16 protein-coding genes and 2 tRNA genes are annotated in these 16,738 nt (G+C 70.4%); 5 read left to right on the forward strand and 13 right to left on the reverse strand.

The features are described 5' to 3' along the window. From Q0L15_RS24040 to Q0L15_RS24050, 3 genes are all read left to right on the forward strand, one after another. A partial coding sequence (locus Q0L15_RS24040) for an aminopeptidase P family protein (protein WP_296607382.1) occupies positions 1-1,230 on the forward strand: 1,230 nt, incomplete at its 5' end. Between the two features lie 217 nt (positions 1,231-1,447). Further along, positions 1,448-2,695: a metallophosphoesterase gene (locus Q0L15_RS24045; protein WP_296607383.1), complete on the forward strand. Its 1,248-nt coding sequence runs from the start codon at positions 1,448-1,450 to the stop codon at positions 2,693-2,695. 478 nt (positions 2,696-3,173) lie between these two features. Next, positions 3,174-3,250: transfer RNA gene (locus tag Q0L15_RS24050), tRNA-Arg, on the forward strand. 45 nt (positions 3,251-3,295) lie between these two features. On the opposite strand, the gene Q0L15_RS24055 is transcribed toward Q0L15_RS24050, so the two are convergent. From Q0L15_RS24055 to Q0L15_RS24080, 6 genes are all read right to left on the reverse strand, one after another. Then, the gene (locus Q0L15_RS24055) at positions 3,296-3,520 is read right to left on the reverse strand and encodes a hypothetical protein (RefSeq protein WP_296607384.1); all 225 of its coding nucleotides are present in this window, start codon (positions 3,518-3,520) and stop codon (positions 3,296-3,298) included. A gap of 39 nt (positions 3,521-3,559) precedes the next feature. Further along, positions 3,560-4,216 (reverse strand): response regulator transcription factor, encoded by a 657-nt coding sequence (locus Q0L15_RS24060; RefSeq protein WP_296607385.1) that lies wholly within the window; start codon positions 4,214-4,216, stop codon positions 3,560-3,562. Positions 4,217-4,331: 115 nt separating this feature from the next. Next, positions 4,332-5,408, reverse strand: coding sequence for an adenosine deaminase (locus Q0L15_RS24065; RefSeq protein ID WP_296607386.1), 1,077 nt, complete (start codon positions 5,406-5,408; stop codon positions 4,332-4,334). Between the two features lie 13 nt (positions 5,409-5,421). Beyond that, entirely contained in the window at positions 5,422-5,685 is a 264-nt protein-coding gene (locus Q0L15_RS24070; RefSeq protein ID WP_296607387.1) for a transcriptional regulator, read from the reverse strand. Positions 5,686-5,730: 45 nt separating this feature from the next. After that, the gene (locus Q0L15_RS24075; RefSeq protein ID WP_296607388.1) at positions 5,731-6,465 is read right to left on the reverse strand and encodes a thioredoxin domain-containing protein; all 735 of its coding nucleotides are present in this window, start codon (positions 6,463-6,465) and stop codon (positions 5,731-5,733) included. Further along, entirely contained in the window at positions 6,465-6,938 is a 474-nt protein-coding gene (locus Q0L15_RS24080) for a MauE/DoxX family redox-associated membrane protein (RefSeq protein WP_296607389.1), read from the reverse strand. Before Q0L15_RS24080 ends, Q0L15_RS24075 begins: the two co-directional genes overlap by 1 nt. Positions 6,939-7,057: 119 nt before the next feature. Between Q0L15_RS24080 and orn the strand changes: the two genes are divergently transcribed. Continuing rightward, positions 7,058-7,714: an oligoribonuclease gene (gene orn, locus Q0L15_RS24085; RefSeq protein ID WP_296607390.1), complete on the forward strand. Its 657-nt coding sequence runs from the start codon at positions 7,058-7,060 to the stop codon at positions 7,712-7,714. 44 nt (positions 7,715-7,758) lie between these two features. Beyond that, positions 7,759-7,834 (forward strand) — tRNA-His (locus tag Q0L15_RS24090). Between the two features lie 91 nt (positions 7,835-7,925). Here Q0L15_RS24090 and Q0L15_RS24095 read toward each other — a convergent pair. From Q0L15_RS24095 to Q0L15_RS24125, 7 genes are all read right to left on the reverse strand, one after another. Continuing rightward, positions 7,926-8,588, reverse strand: a complete 663-nt coding sequence (locus Q0L15_RS24095; RefSeq protein WP_296607391.1) for a vitamin K epoxide reductase family protein — start codon at positions 8,586-8,588, stop codon at positions 7,926-7,928. After that, the gene (locus Q0L15_RS24100; RefSeq protein WP_296607392.1) at positions 8,585-9,352 is read right to left on the reverse strand and encodes a DsbA family protein; all 768 of its coding nucleotides are present in this window, start codon (positions 9,350-9,352) and stop codon (positions 8,585-8,587) included. The genes Q0L15_RS24095 and Q0L15_RS24100 overlap by 4 nt, the downstream gene beginning before the upstream one ends. Before the next feature lie 186 nt (positions 9,353-9,538). Continuing rightward, the gene (locus Q0L15_RS24105) at positions 9,539-9,991 is read right to left on the reverse strand and encodes a hemerythrin domain-containing protein (protein WP_366939650.1); all 453 of its coding nucleotides are present in this window, start codon (positions 9,989-9,991) and stop codon (positions 9,539-9,541) included. Then, entirely contained in the window at positions 9,984-10,715 is a 732-nt protein-coding gene (gene narI / locus Q0L15_RS24110; RefSeq protein ID WP_296607394.1) for a respiratory nitrate reductase subunit gamma, read from the reverse strand. Before narI ends, Q0L15_RS24105 begins: the two co-directional genes overlap by 8 nt. Position 10,716: 1 nt before the next feature. Next, positions 10,717-11,475 carry a nitrate reductase molybdenum cofactor assembly chaperone gene (narJ, locus tag Q0L15_RS24115; RefSeq protein ID WP_296607395.1) on the reverse strand — a complete coding sequence of 253 codons (759 nt, stop codon included), beginning with the start codon at positions 11,473-11,475 and terminating at the stop codon, positions 10,717-10,719. Beyond that, a complete protein-coding gene (gene narH, locus Q0L15_RS24120; RefSeq protein WP_296607396.1) occupies positions 11,475-13,163 on the reverse strand; it encodes a nitrate reductase subunit beta in 1,689 nt (562 codons plus the stop codon). The genes narJ and narH overlap by 1 nt, the downstream gene beginning before the upstream one ends. 2 nt (positions 13,164-13,165) lie before the next feature. Further along, positions 13,166-16,738: nitrate reductase subunit alpha (locus tag Q0L15_RS24125; RefSeq protein ID WP_296607397.1), on the reverse strand; the 3,573-nt coding region annotated here is incomplete at its 5' end.

Here is a 16,738-nt window from a genome sequence, read left to right on the forward strand (position 1 = left end):
CTGGTGCTGCCGGCCGGCACGTTCAAGGTCCGTGCCTACGACACCGACTACCGGTTCCGCGCTGACACCGCCCACACCTACTTCACCGGCAACCAGACCAGCGACGCGGTGCTCGTGGTGGCCGACGGCGAGTCCGTCCTCTACGCCCGACCGCGGTCCTCGCGCGAGACCGACGAGTTCTTCCGCGACCGCCAGTACGGCGAGCTGTGGGTCGGCCGCCGCCCGTCGCTGAAGGAGATGTCGGACTCCCTGGGCCTCGAGGTCCGCCACCTCGACGAGCTGACGGGCGTGCTCGGGCAGACCGGCAAGACCCGCGTGCTGCGGGGCGTCTCGGCAGCGGTCGACGGTCTCGTGAGCGCCGACGACGCGCGCGACGCCGAGCTGGCGCGGGTCGCCTCCGAGCTGCGGCTGGTCAAGGACGACTGGGAGATCGAGCAGCTCCAGGAGGCCTGCGACATCACGACGCTCGGCTTCGAGGACTCCGTGCGCGAGTGGGACGAGGTGCTGCGCTACGGCGAGCGCTGGATCGAGGGCACGTTCTTCCGCCGCGCCCGCGCGATGGGCAACGACATCGGCTACGACTCCATCGTCGGCGGCGGGTCGCACGCGACGACGCTGCACTGGATCGACAACACCGGCCCGATCACGCCCGGCGAGCTGGTGCTGCTCGACATGGGCGTCGAGAACCGCTCGCTCTACACCGCCGACGTGACCCGCACCCTGCCGGTCGACGGCCGGTTCACCGACGTCCAGCGCGAGCTCTACGAGCTCGTCCTGGCCGCCCAGGAGGCCGGCATCGCCGCCGTGCGCCCCGGTGTGCCGTTCCGCGCGACTCACAACGCCGCGATGGAGGTGCTCGCCCACGGCCTCGAGGGGATGGGCCTGCTGCCGGTGTCGGCCCAGGAGGCGCTCGACCCCGAGAGCCGCGTCTATGCGCGCTGGACGCTGCACGGCACGAGCCACATGCTCGGGCTCGACGTCCACGACTGCGGACAGGCCGCTCCCGAGGCGTACGCCGAGGGCACGCTCGCCGAGGGCATGGTGCTCACCGTCGAGCCGGGGCTGTACTTCCAGGAGGACGACCTGCTGGTCCCCGAGGAGCTGCGCGGCATCGGCATCCGCATCGAGGACGACATCCTCGTGACGGGCGACGGCTCGCGGAACCTCTCCGCGGCGCTGCCCCGCGCGGCCGCCGACGTCGAGGAGTGGATGGGCGCCCTGCGGCGTTGATCACGCTCGGGCCAGGTGCCTGGGGCCACCACGAGCGTCGTTCAGGAGTGTTCCGTAGGCTTGATCCGGCAGGAGTCGGCTGTCGGGGCCGCCCGGGCGCGGGCGGGTGCCGCGGTGCGCCGACGTCTCGGCGCCGACACGGCGTGTCGCACAACGAAAGGGCCGACCCATCACTCGCTCGACCCCGCCTCATCGACGGCTGCGGCCAGCCTGGCTGGTGGTCGCGCTCCTGAGCCTGGCGCTGGCCGTGTCCTCCTGCTCGACCGGGACCACGAAGGCGGCCTTCGCGGGCCACGGTGACCGGCCACGCATCATCAACGCCCAGGCGTTCCCCCCTGACCAGGACCCGATCTACGAGCTGGTGGCGGCACCCGACTTCCTCAACCAGGACGTCGGCGACCTGCGCGACCTGCCCACCTGGCACCGCGGCGACCCGAACTCCTGGACCCCGCAGCTCCAGCAGAGCATCCGGCGGTTCCTCGACGAGATCGCGGCGCTGGACCCCGGCTCGGTCCTGGTGCCCGGCGACCTGGTCGAGGGGCGCTGGGGACGAGACGACCTCCACACCGGGGTGTTCGGACCGGTGCGCACGCTCGCCCAGCAACGCCAGGCCGTTCGCCGGGCGGCCCGGTTCTACTACTCGACGTACCTCCAGCGCTTCCGGATCCGCGACCTGACGTTGCACGCCGCTCTGGGTGACCACGAGATCGGCGACAACTTCTGGGACCACCGCTCGCCGTGGTCGGACTTCAAGCGGCGCGAGATCGCGCTCTTCAAGGAGCAGTTCGCCCGCTACTTCACCCGGCTGCCCTCGGGCAAGCCGCGCTACTCCGATCGCCCCGTCGGCACGCCGTGGGCGGACACGGCGTACGCCGTGCACCTCTCCCCCGACGTGCTGCTGGTGAGCCTCGACGAGTTCCACCGCCGCGACGGCGACGTGCACCTCGAGGTGCGCGGCGGCCAGCTGCGCTGGCTGCGCGACACGCTGCGCCAGGCACGCGCCGACGGCATCCCCTGGGTGATCGTGCAGGGCCACAACCCCGTGCTGATGCCGGTGCGCGAGGTCTCCTCCTCGGGCGGGCACATCGAGGGCGGTCGCCGTTCGCCGCTCTGGCGCACGATGGCACGCTACGGCGTCGACCTCTACCTCAACGGGGAGGTGCACGCGACGACGATGCGCCAGGCCGACGGGGTCACCCAGGTCTCCACCGGCGGGCTGCTCTACCACGGGGATGCGACCTACCTCGTCGCTCGCTTCTTCGACGACCGCGTCGAGCTCGACGTCCACGAGATGCAGGCCGAGCCCAGCCCGCGCGGACAGCTCTGGCAGACGACCGGACACCGGACGCGCGCACACATCCGCTACGCCGACCAGCCCAGCACGTCGGTCGGCTCGCTGACGCTCACCTCCGACGGCCGCGCCCTCAACCAGGTCGGACTGCTCCAGGCCTACGACGGGCAGTGAGCCTCGACCGGCCCACCACCTGGGCCACGGCCAGGGTCTTTCGTCCCTGGGTCGCTCACGGGGTCCCCTCCTAGCCTCGCGGCACCGCACCGACCTCGACGGCCCCCACCCCCGACGGCCGACCGTGACGACCATCGGGAGCACCGATGAACCACCCACACCCGCCAGAACGCCGGACCGACGACGTCATCCGGTGGCGCTACCGAACCGCCGTCCAAGCCGCGAGGATGCTCAACGCCTCGAAGGGTGAGGGTGGCGCGACGAGCGAGCGCCCGGGGTTCCCCGCAGGCGAGCACGACGCGCCCGGCGCGGAGTCGACGTAGCTCTGCGGGGGCCACGGAGCTACCGCACCCCGGCCCGACCGGCGCTCCGCGGTGGCACGCGCGTACGGCATACTGGCGCTCCGGGTCCCGCAGCTGCCCATCGAGCTCCACATCGGTGCATCCGAGGTCGAGCTCGACGACCGCTGCAGCCCTCCGCCTCCGTAGCTCAGCTGGATAGAGCAGCGGCCTTCTAATCCGCCGGTCGCAGGTTCGAGTCCTGCCGGGGGCGCCACCGCCGTATGTTTCCTTCGGCTGATGGGTGACACCGCCGTACGGGCTAGCGGTCCTCCCGCAGCTCAGGCTCCTCGACGGGATGCTGGTACTGCTCGCGCTCCGCGGGGTCGAAGTCCGGCTGCTCGGGTCGGCTCAGCTGGTCCTCGGGCTCGCGATCGAGCATCTCGGAGGCGCTGGCGTCGGACACGCCCTCCTCCTCGGGCACCGCGCCCGTGTCGACGGGGCGGTCCTCCTCCCGCGGCTGCTTGGTGTATTCACGATCTCCCATGACCGAGCGGTACCCGGCGGGGTGCGGCCCATGCGAGCGTCACTGGTGGCCGTCGGCCAGGGTGCGCACCCGGTCGGGCGAGAAACCGTGGTTCATCCCCCAGGCGACCGCCTGGGCGCGCCGTGTGACGTCGATCTTGCGATAGGCGGTGCGGATGTAGGTCTTCACCGAGTTGATCGACAGGTAGGTCTGCTCGGCGATCTCCTGGTTGCTGAGCCCCTGCGTGATCAGGGCCAGCACCTCGGCCTCGCGGGCGGTGAGGCCGTGCTCGTGACCGGGCCAGTCGCCGGCGACGCGCGGCTCGGCGGCCGTCAGGTCCGCCGGGGGCGTGACCGTCTCACCGCGGTGGATCGCCTCGATCGCGTCGACCACCGCCTGGGCGTCCAGCCCCTTGGACAGGTAGCCGGAGGCACCGCGGGAGATGGCTCGTTCGACGAGGTCGGGTTGCAGGTTCCAGCTGAAGATCGCCACCGGCACGCTGTTGCCCCGCACGAGCTCCTCGAGGTCGACGGCGTCGCCCTGCACCTGGCCGAACGTGTCGTAGAGGATCACGTCGACGTCGCTCACGACGGGCAGGCCGGAGTCGAGCTCGACGACGACGACGCGGTCGCGGTGGGGAGCGAGCATGGCCGCGACCCCAGCGACCACGATCTCGTAGTCGTTGACGATCGCGACCCGGATGGGCGTGCTGGACATGGCGTCACTGTAGATCCAGCGAGATCGACACGTGCGACACGCGGCTCAATCCCCAGAACGCGTCGCGGTCCGGGATACAAAGGTCTCGGCCCCGCTTGGTATGAGCTCGCGGGGCTCATTCCATTTCGGGGCCCGCCGCGGACGCGCTCGCGGCGTACTCGTCGATCTCGGCGAGGACCCTGTCCTTCACGCCGTCCTCGGCGAACGACGCCCGGACGGCCGTTCGGGCGAGGTCGGCCAGCCCGGCCTCGTCGAGGTCGAGCAGCGACGCCGCCACCTCGTACTCGTGGTTGAGCGTGGTGCCGAACATCGGCGGGTCGTCGGAGTTCACGGTGACGACGACACCGGCGTCGCGGAACGCCCGGATCGGGTGCTCCTCGAGCGTCGACACCGCCCGGGTCGCGATGTTGGAGGAGGGGCAGACCTCGAGCGGGATGCCGCGCTCGGCGAGGGCCGCCAGCAGGGCCGGGTCCTGGGCGGCCGAGGTGCCGTGGCCGATCCGTTCGGCCCCGAGGAGGTCCAGGGCGTGCCAGATCGTCTCGGGACCGGTCGTCTCCCCCGCGTGCGGCACGCTGTGCAGCCCTGCGGCCCGGGCCGCGTCGAAGTGCGGCTGGAACTGCGGCCGCGGTACGCCGATCTCGGGGCCCCCGAGCCCGAAGCCCACCAGCGCGTCGGTGCGGTGCTCGAGGGCGTACGCGAGCGTGGCGTCGGCCGACGGCACGCCCGCCTCGCCCGGGATGTCGTAGATCCAGCGCAGCACGAGACCGAAGTCGCGCTCGACGGCTCCGCGGGCGTCCTCGAGGGCCTCGGTGTACGCCTCGACGGGCATGCCCTTGCCGTCCTCGTGCGGCCGCACCGAGGTGTACGGCGTGCACGTCAGCTCGGCGTACCGCAGGGCCTGTCCGGTCGCCATCTCGCGACCGATCTCGTAGGTGAGGTAGCGGATGTCCTCGGGCGTGCGGACCAGGTCGACCACGGCGAGGTAGACCTCGATGAAGTGGGCGAAGTCGCGGAACTCGAAGAAGCGACGCAGCGCCTCCGGGTCGCTCGGCACCGTGCCGGGGTGTCGCTCCGCGAGCTCGGAGACGATGCGCGGGGAGGCCGACCCGACGTGGTGGACGTGCAGCTCGGCCTTGGGCAGGCCCGCGATGAATCCGGCGTAGGGGCTGGCAAGGGAGTCGCTGGTGCTCATCTCGCGGAGTCTGTCAGCGCACGTAGTGGAACCAGAAACCGACGGCCGCGGGGAGTAGTCCGAGCAGCAGCCACGGGGTGACCAGCGTGCGGCCGTTGATGAGTCGGACGCCGACCAGCGCCGCCAGACCGACGACCGCGGCGATCACGAGCAGGCCCGGCTTGGCGCCGGCGCCGTCGGCGACGCCCGCGAGGATGCTCATGCCGCCGGCGAAGATCGTCGCCACCGTCAGCAGAAGTGCGGACATCACCCAGTGCTGCACTCGCTCCACCTGCACGAGGCGATCCTCCCAGGCGCGGCACCGGAGCCGCAGCCGGATCGCCTACTCGAGGCGGTCGACCAGGTTGGCGGCCAGGTCGTCCATCGTCCGGCCGTCCTGGAACACCTTGCCGTCGAGCAGCACCGTCGGCGTGCCGCGCACACCTGCGTCCTGCGCGGCCGTCGTCGCGCGCGCCACCCAGTCGAGCCCGTCCCCGGCCTCGACGCCCGTGCGCACCACCGCCTCGTCGGCGCCGGCCCGGACCGCGAGGTCGATGAGGTCGTCGTCGGATGGGAACGGACCCGACTCGCTGGGCTGGTTCTCGTAGAGGAGGTCGTGCAGCTTCTTGGCGACCTCAGGCCCGGACTTGTCGAGCACGACCGCGAACACCGCGGCAGAGCGCTCGGAGTAGTCGCTGATCGAGGAGAGCAGGTTGAACGGGCGGTACTCCACGCGCACCTTGCCCTCCGAGGCCAGCTTCGCGAGGTCGCTGCGCGACGCCTTCTCGAGCTCGCCGCAGTAGGGGCAGAGGAAGTCCTCGTAGACCACCACGTCGTGCGGAGCATCGCTCGGCCCGATGGTCAGGCCGTAGTCGCCGCCACCCGCCGCGGGGGCCTTCACGTCGTCGGAGGTGTCCAGCGACCGGGAGAGGGCGTACCCGCCCAGGACGATCACGAGCAGCGCGACCACGACCCCGCCGACCATCAGGTTGCGCCGTCGGCGCTCCTGCCGCTGCATCTCGTGGACCGCAGCAGCGGCCCGCTCGGTGCGACCGACGGGACGGTTCTTCTTCGACATCAGAGTCCTTCGGGCTCGAGGGCACGGCCGAACATCATCCGGTCCAGCGACAGACGGGTGGACGGCAGCCACGCGACGAACAGCGAGGCGGCCAGGAGCGCGGCGTCGCGGGCGATCTCCCACGGGTACTTGGAGGTCGCGTCGGCGTCGTAGCCACCGCCGCCGAAGCAGCCGCAGTCGATGCTGATGCCGCGCGCCCACACCGAGGCGATACCGATGATGAACGCCGCGAACAGCAACGCCGACACGATCGCGGACCCGCGGGTCAGCAGGCCGAGCACCAGCGTGGCCCCGACAACGATCTCGATCACCGGCAGCAGCTGACCCACCGGCTGCACGAGCGAGGACGGCAGCAGCTGATAGGCGCGTACGGCGTCGACGCTCTGCGCGGGGTCGGGCAGCTTGACCGCACCGGCCACGATCCACACGGCACCGGTCGCCAGGCGCGCGAGCAGGCCCACCCACTCCTTCACGAGCCCGACCCTAGGCCCGAAGGCTGAGCGGTCACTGAGAGGGCTGCTCGCCCCGGCACCGAGCGGCCCGCAACGGCCACGCCTCAGCCAGGGGGCCGGCCCGGGACTAAGGTGTCCGCGTGAACGAACGACTCGTCTGGATCGACTGCGAGATGACGGGCCTGGACCTCGGCGCCGACGCTCTCATCGAGGTGGCAGCCCTGGTGACCGACTTCGACCTCAACGTCCTGGGTGACGGCATCGACCTGATCATCAAGCCGCCGGCCGAGGCCCTGGACCAGATGAACGAGTTCGTCCGCGACATGCACGAGAAGTCCGGGTTGTCGCGCGAGCTCGACTCCGGCATCTCGCTCGACGAGGCCGAGGCCCAGGTGCTGGCCTATGTCCGGGAGTTCTGCCCCGACGGCAGCCGGCCCCCACTGGCCGGCAACACCGTGGCCACCGATCGGGCCTTCCTCGCCCGCGACATGCCCACCCTGGAGACGTTCCTCCACTACCGGATCGTGGACGTGTCCTCGATCAAGGAGCTCTCGCGCCGGTGGTTCCCCCGGGCCTACTTCCAGGCGCCGGCCAAGCGTGGCAACCACCGCGCGCTCGCGGACATCCAGGAGAGCATCGAGGAGCTGCGGTACTACCGCGAGTCGGTGTTCGTGCCCTCCCCCGGCCCGGACAGCGACACCGCTCGCGCCATCGCCGCCAAGCACGGCGGCTCGCTGACCGGCCTGACCGGCGACGAGGTCGCGGGCGACGAGCCCGATTCTGCAGATCGCGCGTAGGTCCCCTACACTTCTGGTCGGTCCCGACCTCGTCGGGACACATGGTGGGTGTAGCTCAGCTGGTAGAGCACCTGGTTGTGGTCCAGGTGGCCGCGGGTTCAAGTCCCGTCACTCACCCCAAGCGGCCCCAGACGGCCGACGAGCCCCTGACCGCGGCGACGCGGTCAGGGGCTCGATCCGTCCCCGGGGCTGGTCGGTCCCACCGTCACGGTCAGGCGAACAGCGCCTCGCCGTACTTCAGCACCACCGCGAGCAGCAGCACGAGCAGCCAGACCACCAGCACCATCAGGTCGAGGTTGGAGCGGATGAACGACGTCATCGCCGCCTGCACCCGGCGGGGCAGGCGCAGGTTGTCGTCGCGGATGTTGACGTAGGTCATCTCGAAGAACACCAGCGTGGTCGCGAAGGTCACCAGCAGGCACCACGGGCACAGAGCGCCGATGTCGAACATCGCCTCGTAGAACAGCCAGTAGGCGAACACGAAGCCGATCGTGTAGACGACCTGCGCGGCGACCATGAACCAGCGCGGGAACCGCACCCCCGCGAGGCTCGCCACCGCGATCGTGATGACGACCGGCTCGGTGATCAGCCCGAGGAAGGCGTTGGGGAACCCGAGGAGCGAGGACTGCCAGGAGTTGGCGACCGTCCCGCAGCTGATGACCGCGTTGATGTTGCAGCCGAGATCCGCGTTCGGGTCCTCAGCGAGTCGCAGGGCGTCGATCGAGAGCACGAACGACGCGACCAGGCTGGCCACCGAGGAGACCAGCATCGTCACCCAGACGGCGGCGTTGCTGTCCCGTACCCGGTGCAGCCAGGACTCCGCGACCGGGTCGTCGACCGGGTCGTCGGCCGGGCCGACGGCGCGGTCCGTCACTGGTCACCAGCAGCCGACTCGATGGCCTGGGTGAGCGGCCCGACGCTGTAGACGTCCCCGGTGAACACCTCGCCGTCGATCTTGACCGTCGGGGTCCCCTGGATGCCGGAGTCGAACGCCTTCTGGGTCACCGAGCCGACCCAACCCACGAAGGTGCGGTCGCCGAACCGGTCGACGACGTCGGCCGGCACGCCGGCGTCCTTCGCGATGCTGGCGATCTCGTCGTCGCTGAGCCCCTTGCTGCCCTCCTTCGGCTGGTGGGCGTAGAGCGCGGCGTGGAAGTCCCAAGCGCTGTCGGGAGCACCGTCGGCGACGGTGGCGAACGCGTTCGCGGCCCGCGTGGAGTACTCGGTGCCGGACGACTGCTCGTCGAGGAAGGAGATCGGACGCAGCTCGATGCGCGCGGTGCCGTCCTCGAGCAGCCGGTCGAGCTCACCGCCGTTGGCGGCCTCGAACGCGCCGCAGGCGGGGCACATGTAGTCGTAGTAGATCTCGACGGTGACGGGTGCGTTCGGCTCCCCGACGGGTACGGCGCCGCTCGCGTTGCCGTTCGCCGGCACCACGACCTTGCCGGATGCCGGCGGAGCCTTGTCGTCCCCGCCGCGGGTGGCGGCCACGACCGCCCACACGATGGCGACCAGGAGCCCGACGATGACCACGGCTCCGACCACCGTGACGATCCGGCGGTTGCGCGCCTGGCGGGCGGCCGCCTCCTGCTGCGCCTTGCGCATCTCCTGCGTCCTGGCCCGTCCCTGCTTGCTCATTGCGTCCTGTCACCTCTGCCGTCGTGCTCGATGCCGAACTGCCGTGGCCCGGACCGTGCCGGGCGGGAAGTCAGGAGCGGCCGCGCCGGGTCGGCCGATCCGAACGATACGTGGGGTCGTCCCGGCCCCTGCGGGCCGAAGGCCCCTGATCGCCGGGACGATCTTCCCCTGACGTCGCCGCGGCGCTCAGCGCGTGGCCGGGGCGTCCTCGGCGGCCGCCACGGTGTCCCAGCCCTCGGCCCCCAGCGTCACCACGGCCACGGGGAAGATCCCGAGGTTCTCCTTGTCGATGTGCAGGCTGAGGTGGGCCATCAGCTCCTCGACCCGTTCCTCGAGGTCGCCGTCGTCGAGACCCAGCTCGGAGATCAGCTCGTCGAAGTCGGCGTGCTCGCCCTCCAGCTCGACCACCGCGTCGGCGAAGTCGCCCTGGTCCTTGAGCGCCCGGAACAGCCCGCGCTCCTCGCGGTCGACGTGGTGGTCGAGCTCGTGGGCGAAGCGAGCCAGCAGCTCCCAGGCACCCCGCCGGTCGCCGGTCGCGAGGTGGCGCTTGATCTCACCGCCCAGGTCGAGCAGCGCCAGGTGCTCGTCCATGAGTCGAGCGATCGGCTCCACCCCTCGGCAACCGCAGTGCTCACACACGGGTGCGCTCCCACCCCCGGCGTGGGCTGTGGCTGCCCAGCAGCTGGTCGTCGCGGCTGCGGTAGACGATGTAGGGCCGCGTCAGGTAGCCGACCGGCGCGCTGAACACGTGCACCAGACGGGTGAACGGCCACAGCGCGAACAGACCGAAGGCCACCATCGCGTGCAGCTGGAACCCGATCGGCGCGTCGGCCATCAACGAGGCGTCGGGCGAGAACGCCAGGAACGAGCGGTACCAGATCGAGACGCCCTCGCGGTAGTTGTACTCACCGCCGATCGTCATGATCGAGCCGGCGATCGTGTTCCACATGCCCAGCACGATCACGGCGGCCAGGAAGGCGTACATCACCTTGTCCATCACGGTGGTCGCGGAGAAGACCGGCCCGACGGTGCGACGGCGGTAGATCAAGATGACCATCCCGACCACCGCCATCACGCCGGCGATCATGCCGCCGGTGACGGCGACGACGTGGTAGGCCTCGTGGCTGATGCCGAGCGCGTCGGTCCACGACTGGGGGACCAGCAGCCCGATGATGTGGCCGCCGACCACCCCGAGCATGCCGAAGTGGAACAGCGGCGAGCCCAGCCGCAGCAGCTTGTCCTCGTAGAGCTGGGAGGACCGCGTCGTCCAGCCGAACTTGTCGTAGCGGTAGCGCCAGAAGTGCCCGACCACGAAGGTCGCCAGGCACAGGTACGGCACGATCACCCACAAGAAGGTGTCCACGTCAGGCTCCTCGTCCGGAGGGGGCGGCAGTCGGCATCGCAGGCAGGCCCAGGTCGACCGGCGTCGGCCGCCCGGCCTGGCGGTAGCCGGGGTCGACGAGCGCGGCGTCGAAGCCCGGGGCGCCGTACGGCGTCAGCCCGACCTCCTCGTCCGGCGGGCCGGCGGCGGCGAGCTTGGCGACGACCTCGAGGTCGTCGCCGCTGACCGGTGGCAGGCCGGCGCACACCGCGGTGACGATGTCGGCGTACGGCGACCCCAGGTCGGTCAGCGAGAGGCGGAGCAGCTCGAGCCCGGCGCGGTGGTCGAGCAGCAGCTGGCGCCCCTGCTGGAGATCGGCGGTCGCGGCGAACTCGAGCACGACGGCGAGGTGGTCGGGCAGCTCGGTCTCGGCCAGCTCGAGGCCGGCGGCGAGGTAGGTCTGCTTGAACCGCAGCAGGGCCATCCCCCGCTTGCGGGTGTCACCGTGCAGGAAGTAGGTGAGGAACAGCGTGCAGCGGCGCCGGGTGTCGAACGTCTCGACGTAGTCGGCCTGGAGCTCCCCGAGCGGGGTGCCGCTGCGGTGGGCCAGGAACCGGGCCAGCGGCTCCTGCACCACCTCGGGCAGCGCGGCGATCGCCTGCTCGACGACGTCGAGCGGTTGTGACTCGTCGGGGTAGTCGATCAGCAGCGAGGCGACCTGCCAGGTGGCGCGGACGGCGTTGTCGTCCAGCGTCGCTGCCGAACGGCTCGCCGGCCGCCGGCTGCGCAGCAGCGGGGCCATCAGTGCTCCCCCCGTTCCGGTTCCTCGTGGGCCTGCGCGTCGGGACGCGGCGGGAACAGGCCGGTGGGCACGCCCTTGCCGTCCCAGTTGAGCAGGTTGACCCGGGTCGCCTTGTCCTCCGGAGCCGCGAGCGTGTCCGAGGTCTGCCGATCGCGCAACATCTGGAAGTTCTCGACGGCGACCGGCACCGGACGGCCGGAGCCCTCGCCGAACGGACCCGAGCCGTACATGCCGGGGCCACCCTCGAAGTCGAGCGAGCACTCGGTGGCCAGCTCCTCGAGCGCGTGGGCCTGCTCGGCGTGCGCGGACGGGATCACGTAACGGTCCTCGTACTTCGCGATCGCCAGCAGGCGGAACATGTCGTACATCGTCTCGCCGTCCATGCCGACCTTGGCCGGGATGGACTCGTCGGGATCGCGGCCGAGGTTGATGTCGCGCATGTAGGCGCGCATCGCGGCCAGCTTGCGCAGCACCCGGTCGACCGGGACCGGGTCGCCCGCCGTGAACAGGTTGGCGAGGTACTCGACCGGGATGCGCAGGGCCTCGATCGCGGCGAAGAGGTTGCCGTGGTCCTCGGCGTCGTGGCCGGTGTCCTTGATGACGTCCACGACCGGCGAGAGCGGCGGGATGTACCAGACCATCGGCATCGTGCGGTACTCCGGGTGCAGCGGGAGCGCCACCTCGTACCGGTTGATCAGGGCCCACACGGGCGAGCGCTTCGCGGCCTCGACCCAGTCGTAGGGGATGCCGGCCTCGTCGGCCGCGCGCTGCACCTCGGGGTCCTCGGGATCGAGGAAGCAGGCGCGCTGGGCGTCGTAGAGGGCGTGGTCGTCCTCGACGGAGGCCGCCTCGAGCACCTTGTCGGCGTCGTAGAGCACCAGCCCGATGTAGCGCAACCGGCCCACGCAGGTCTCCGAGCACACCGTGGGGATGCCGACCTCGATCCGCGGGTAGCAGAACGTGCACTTCTCGGCCTTGCCGGTGCGGTGGTTGAAGTAGATCTTCTTGTAGGGGCATCCGGAGACGCACATCCGCCAGCCCCGGCAGCGGTCCTGGTCGACGAGGACGATGCCGTCCTCCTCGCGCTTGTAGATCGCTCCGCTGGGGCAGGACGCCGCGCACGAGGGGTTGAGGCAGTGCTCGCAGATGCGCGGCAGGTAGAACATGAAGGTCTCTTCGAACTCCATCTTCACCTTGTCCTCGATGCCCTTGAGCATCACGTCGCGCGACGCGTGCTCGCGCGAGCCTCCGAGGTCGTCGTCCCAGTTGGCCGACCACTCGATGTTCATGTCCTTGCCGCTGATCAGCGACTTGGGACGAGCGACCGGGAAGTTGTCGGTGGCCGGCGAGTTGGTGAGCGTCTCGTAGTCGTAGGTCCAGGGCTCGTAGTAGTCCTCGATCGAGGGGAGCTTGGGGTTGGAGAAGATCGTGGCGAGCTTCTTCCACCGGCCGCCGGCCTTGAGCGTGAGCCGGCCGCGCTTGTTGAGCTTCCAGCCGCCCTGCCACTCCTCCTGGTCCTCGTAGGTGCGGGGGTAGCCGAGCCCGGGGCGGGTCTCGACGTTGTTGAACCAGACGTACTCGGTGCCGGTGCGGTTGGTCCACGCCTGCTTGCAGGTCACCGAGCAGGTGTGGCACCCGATGCACTTGTCCAGGTTCATCACCATGGCCATCTGAGCCATCACGCGCATGTCTAGTACTCCACCTTTGCGGTCCGCTTGCGGATGGTCGTGACCTCGTCACGGTTGTTGCCGATCGGCCCGATGTAGTTGAAGAAGTAGGCCAGCTGGGCGTAGCCGCCGATGAGGTGGTTGGGCTTCATCAGGATGCGCGTGAGGCTGTTGTGGATGCCGCCGCGCTTGCGGTCGCGCTCGGTCAGCGGGACGTCGATGAGCCGGTCCTGGGCGTGGTGCATGAACACCGTCCCCTCGGGCATCCGGTGGCTGACGATCGCGCGAGCCGCGACGACGCCGTTGCGGTTGACCATCTCGATCCAGTCGTTGTCGCGGACGCCGATCTTCTCCGCGTCGCGGTCCGACATCCACACCGACTGACCGCCGCGCGAGAGCGAGAGCATGAACAGGTTGTCCTGGTACTCCGAGTGGATCGACCACTTGTTGTGGGGGGTCAGGTAGCGCACGGCCACGCCCAGCTCCCCCGTCGTACCGATCTCGGGCTCACCGAACAGCTGCGTCATGTTCAGCGGCGGTCGGTAGATCGGGAGCATCTCGCCCATCCCGAGGAACCAGTCGTGGTCGACGTAGAACTGCTGACGCCCGGTCAGGGTGTGGAACGGCTTCTTGCGCTCGATGTTGATCGTGAACGGCGAGTAGCGGCGGCCACCGGACTCCGAGCCCGACCACTCCGGCGAGGTGATCACCGGCACCGGCTGGGCCTGGGTGTCCTTGAAGGTGATCTGCTTGCCCTCGTGCTCGGCGGACAGGTCCGCGAGCTGCTGGCCGGTGCGCTTCTCGAGGAACCTGAAGCCCTGGGTGGCGAGGTGTCCGTTGGACACGCCGGCCAGGTGGAGCATGGCGTCGGCCATGTGCACGTCGGTCTCGACCTTGGGCTGCCCGTCGCCGGCGCCGCCCCGGGCCACACCGTTGCGCTTGCGCAGGATCTCGACCTCGCGCTTGACGTCGTAGGCGACGCCCTTGGTGAGCATGCCGACGTTCTCCAGCAGCGGCCCGATCGACGTCATCTTGTCGTAGACCGCGGTGTAGTCGCGCTCGGCGACCGCGATGACCGGCATCGTCTTGCCCGGCACGGGGTCGACCTCGCCGGTGCGCCAGTCCTTCACCACACCGTGCTCGGCGGCCATCGCCTCGGGCGTGTCGTGCCACAGGGGCTTGGCGACCACGTCCTTGCGGGTGCCGAGGTGGTCGACGGCCATCTCGGAGAACCGCTTGGCGATCGTCTTCCAGGCGTCCCAGTCCGACCGGGTCTGCCACGGCGGCGCGATCGCGGGGTTGAACGAGTGCACGAACGGGTGCATGTCCGTGGTCGACAGGTCGTGCTTCTCGTACCAGGTCGCCGCCGGGAGCACGACGTCGCTCAGGATCGTGCTGCTGGTCATCCGGAAGTCGATGGTCATCAGCAGGTCGAGCTTGCCCTCGGGTGCCTGGTCGGCCCAGCGGACGGTGTGAGGACGCTGCTCGGGCGAGGCCTCCTGGGCGGTGGCGGAGCTGTCGGTGCCGAGCAGGTGGCGCAGGAAGTACTCGTTGCCCTTCGCGGAGCTGCCGAGCAGGTTGGAGCGCCACAGCGACAGCACCCGCGGGTGGTTCTCCTCCGCCTCCGGGTCCTCGACGGCGAACTTCAGGCGCCCGTCCTTGAGCTCCTGCGCGACGTACGCCGGCACCTCCATGCCCGCGGACTCCGCGTCGTCGGCGAGCTGCAGCGAGCTGCGGTCGAAGGTCGGGTAGCTCGGGCTCCAGCCCAGCCGGGCCGACTGGGCCAGGAGGTCCATCACCGTCTGGCCGGCGAAGACGCCCGTGCCGGCGTCGAGGTCGTCGGCGGAGAACGTGTCGTAGCGGTACTGCGAGGTGTTGACGTACCAGTACGCCGTCTGGTTCATGTGCCGCGGGGGCCGGTGCCAGTCGAGCGCGAACGCCATGTGCTGGAAGCCCATGATCTGGCGGACCTTCTCCTGGCCCACGTAGTGCGCCCAGCCGCCGCCGTTGCGGCCCTGGGCGCCCGTGATCGTGGTGAGCAGCAGGATCGCGCGGTAGATCTGGTCGGAGTGGAACCAGTGGTTGACACCGGCGCCGAGCAGGATCATGCCCCGGCCCTCGGTGTCGATCGCGTTCTGGGCCCACTCGCGCGCCAGCCGGGTCACCTGGGCGGCCGGGACGCCGGTGTGCTGCTCCTGCCAGGCCGGCGTGGCCGGCACCGACGGGTCGTCGTACGACGCCGGCCAGACGCCGGGCAGCCCCTCGCGGTGCACGCCGTACTGCGCGAGCAGCAGGTCGAGCACCGTCGTGACGAGCCGGTCACCCACCCGCGCCACCGGCACGCCGCGCCGCTCGTGCGCGACCTTGCCGTCGGCGCCGTCGAAGCGCGGCAGCTCGACCACGACGCTCTCGCTGACGCCGCCCTCGGCGGTTGGCCCCCTGTGGCTGAGCATCGTCAGGGCGGGGTCGATGTCGCCGAGGTCGAGGTGCCACTGGCCGACGCCCTCCTCGCCGAAGCGGTGGCCGATCGAGCCCTGGGGGATGCGGACCTCGCCGGTGGCGGCGTCGATGACCGCGGGCTTCCACATCGGGTTCTCGCTGCCGCCCTCGGAGTGGCCGATGTCGCCGGCGACGAGGTACTTGCCGGGGCGGTAGGTGGCCTCGCCCTCCGCGCCATCAGGACCGCTCGGCTCGAGCGTCACGAGGTAGGGCAGGTCGGTGTACTGCTTGTTGTAGTCGGCGAAGAACTGCGGCACCTCGCCGGTGAAGTGCTCCTTGAGGATGACATGGCCCAGGCCCATCGCCAGTGCACCGTCGGTGCCGGGCGCGGGGTTGACCCACTCGTCGGCGAACTTCACGTTCTCGGCGTAGTCGGGGGCCACGGCGACGACCTTCTGACCGCGGTAACGGGCCTCGGTCATCCAGTGGGCGTCGGGGGTGCGGGTCACCGGGACGTTGCTGCCCCACATGAACAGGTAGCCGGCGTCCCACCAGTCACCGGACTCCGGCACGTCGGTCTGGTCGCCGAACATCTGCGGCGAGGCGTTGGGGAGGTCGGCGTACCAGTCGTAGAACGAGAGCATCGGCGCACCGATGAGCTCGAGGAAGCGCGAACCGGAGGTGTAGGAGACCGGGGACATCGCCGGGATCGGCGAGAAGCCGGCGATCCGGTCGGGGCCCCAGCGCTTGACGGTGTAGACGTGCGCGGCCGCGACGATCTCGGCGGCCTCGTCCCAGGTGGCCCGCACCAGGCCGCCCTTGCCACGGGCGGACTTGTAGCGCTTCGCCTTCTCGGGGTCCTGGACGATCGAGGACCACGCCACCACCGGGTCGCCGTACTGCCGCTTGGCCTCGCGGAACATGTCGAGCAGCACGCCGCGGACGTAGGGGTAGCGGACCCGGGTGGGGCTGTAGGTGTACCAGGAGAACGCCGCACCGCGCGGGCAGCCGCGCGGCTCGTACTCCGGCCTGTCCGGGCCGGCCGACGGGTAGTCGGTCTGCTGGGTCTCCCAGGTGATGATCCCGTCCTTGACGTAGACCTTCCACGAGCACGAGCCGGTGCAGTTGACCCCGTGGGTCGAGCGCACGACCTTGTC

The sequence above is a fragment of the Nocardioides sp. genome, assembly GCF_024509035.1.
Lineage (GTDB): Bacteria > Actinomycetota > Actinomycetes > Propionibacteriales > Nocardioidaceae > Nocardioides.

Bases quoted from the DNA above. Each gene is read 5' to 3' on its own strand.
- Q0L15_RS24060 (WP_296607385.1), bottom strand. From the start codon at position 4,216: ATGTCCAGCACGCCCATCCGGGTCGCGATCGTCAACGACTACGAGATC.
- narJ (WP_296607395.1), bottom strand. From the start codon at position 11,475: ATGGCCCCGCTGCTGCGCAGCCGGCGGCCGGCGAGCCGTTCGGCAGCG.
- Q0L15_RS24065 (WP_296607386.1), bottom strand. From the start codon at position 5,408: ATGAGCACCAGCGACTCCCTTGCCAGCCCCTACGCCGGATTCATCGCG.
- Q0L15_RS24055 (WP_296607384.1), bottom strand. From the start codon at position 3,520: ATGGGAGATCGTGAATACACCAAGCAGCCGCGGGAGGAGGACCGCCCC.
- narH (WP_296607396.1), bottom strand. From the start codon at position 13,163: ATGCGCGTGATGGCTCAGATGGCCATGGTGATGAACCTGGACAAGTGC.
- Q0L15_RS24100 (WP_296607392.1), bottom strand. From the start codon at position 9,352: ATGAGCAAGCAGGGACGGGCCAGGACGCAGGAGATGCGCAAGGCGCAG.
- Q0L15_RS24075 (WP_296607388.1), bottom strand. From the start codon at position 6,465: ATGTCGAAGAAGAACCGTCCCGTCGGTCGCACCGAGCGGGCCGCTGCT.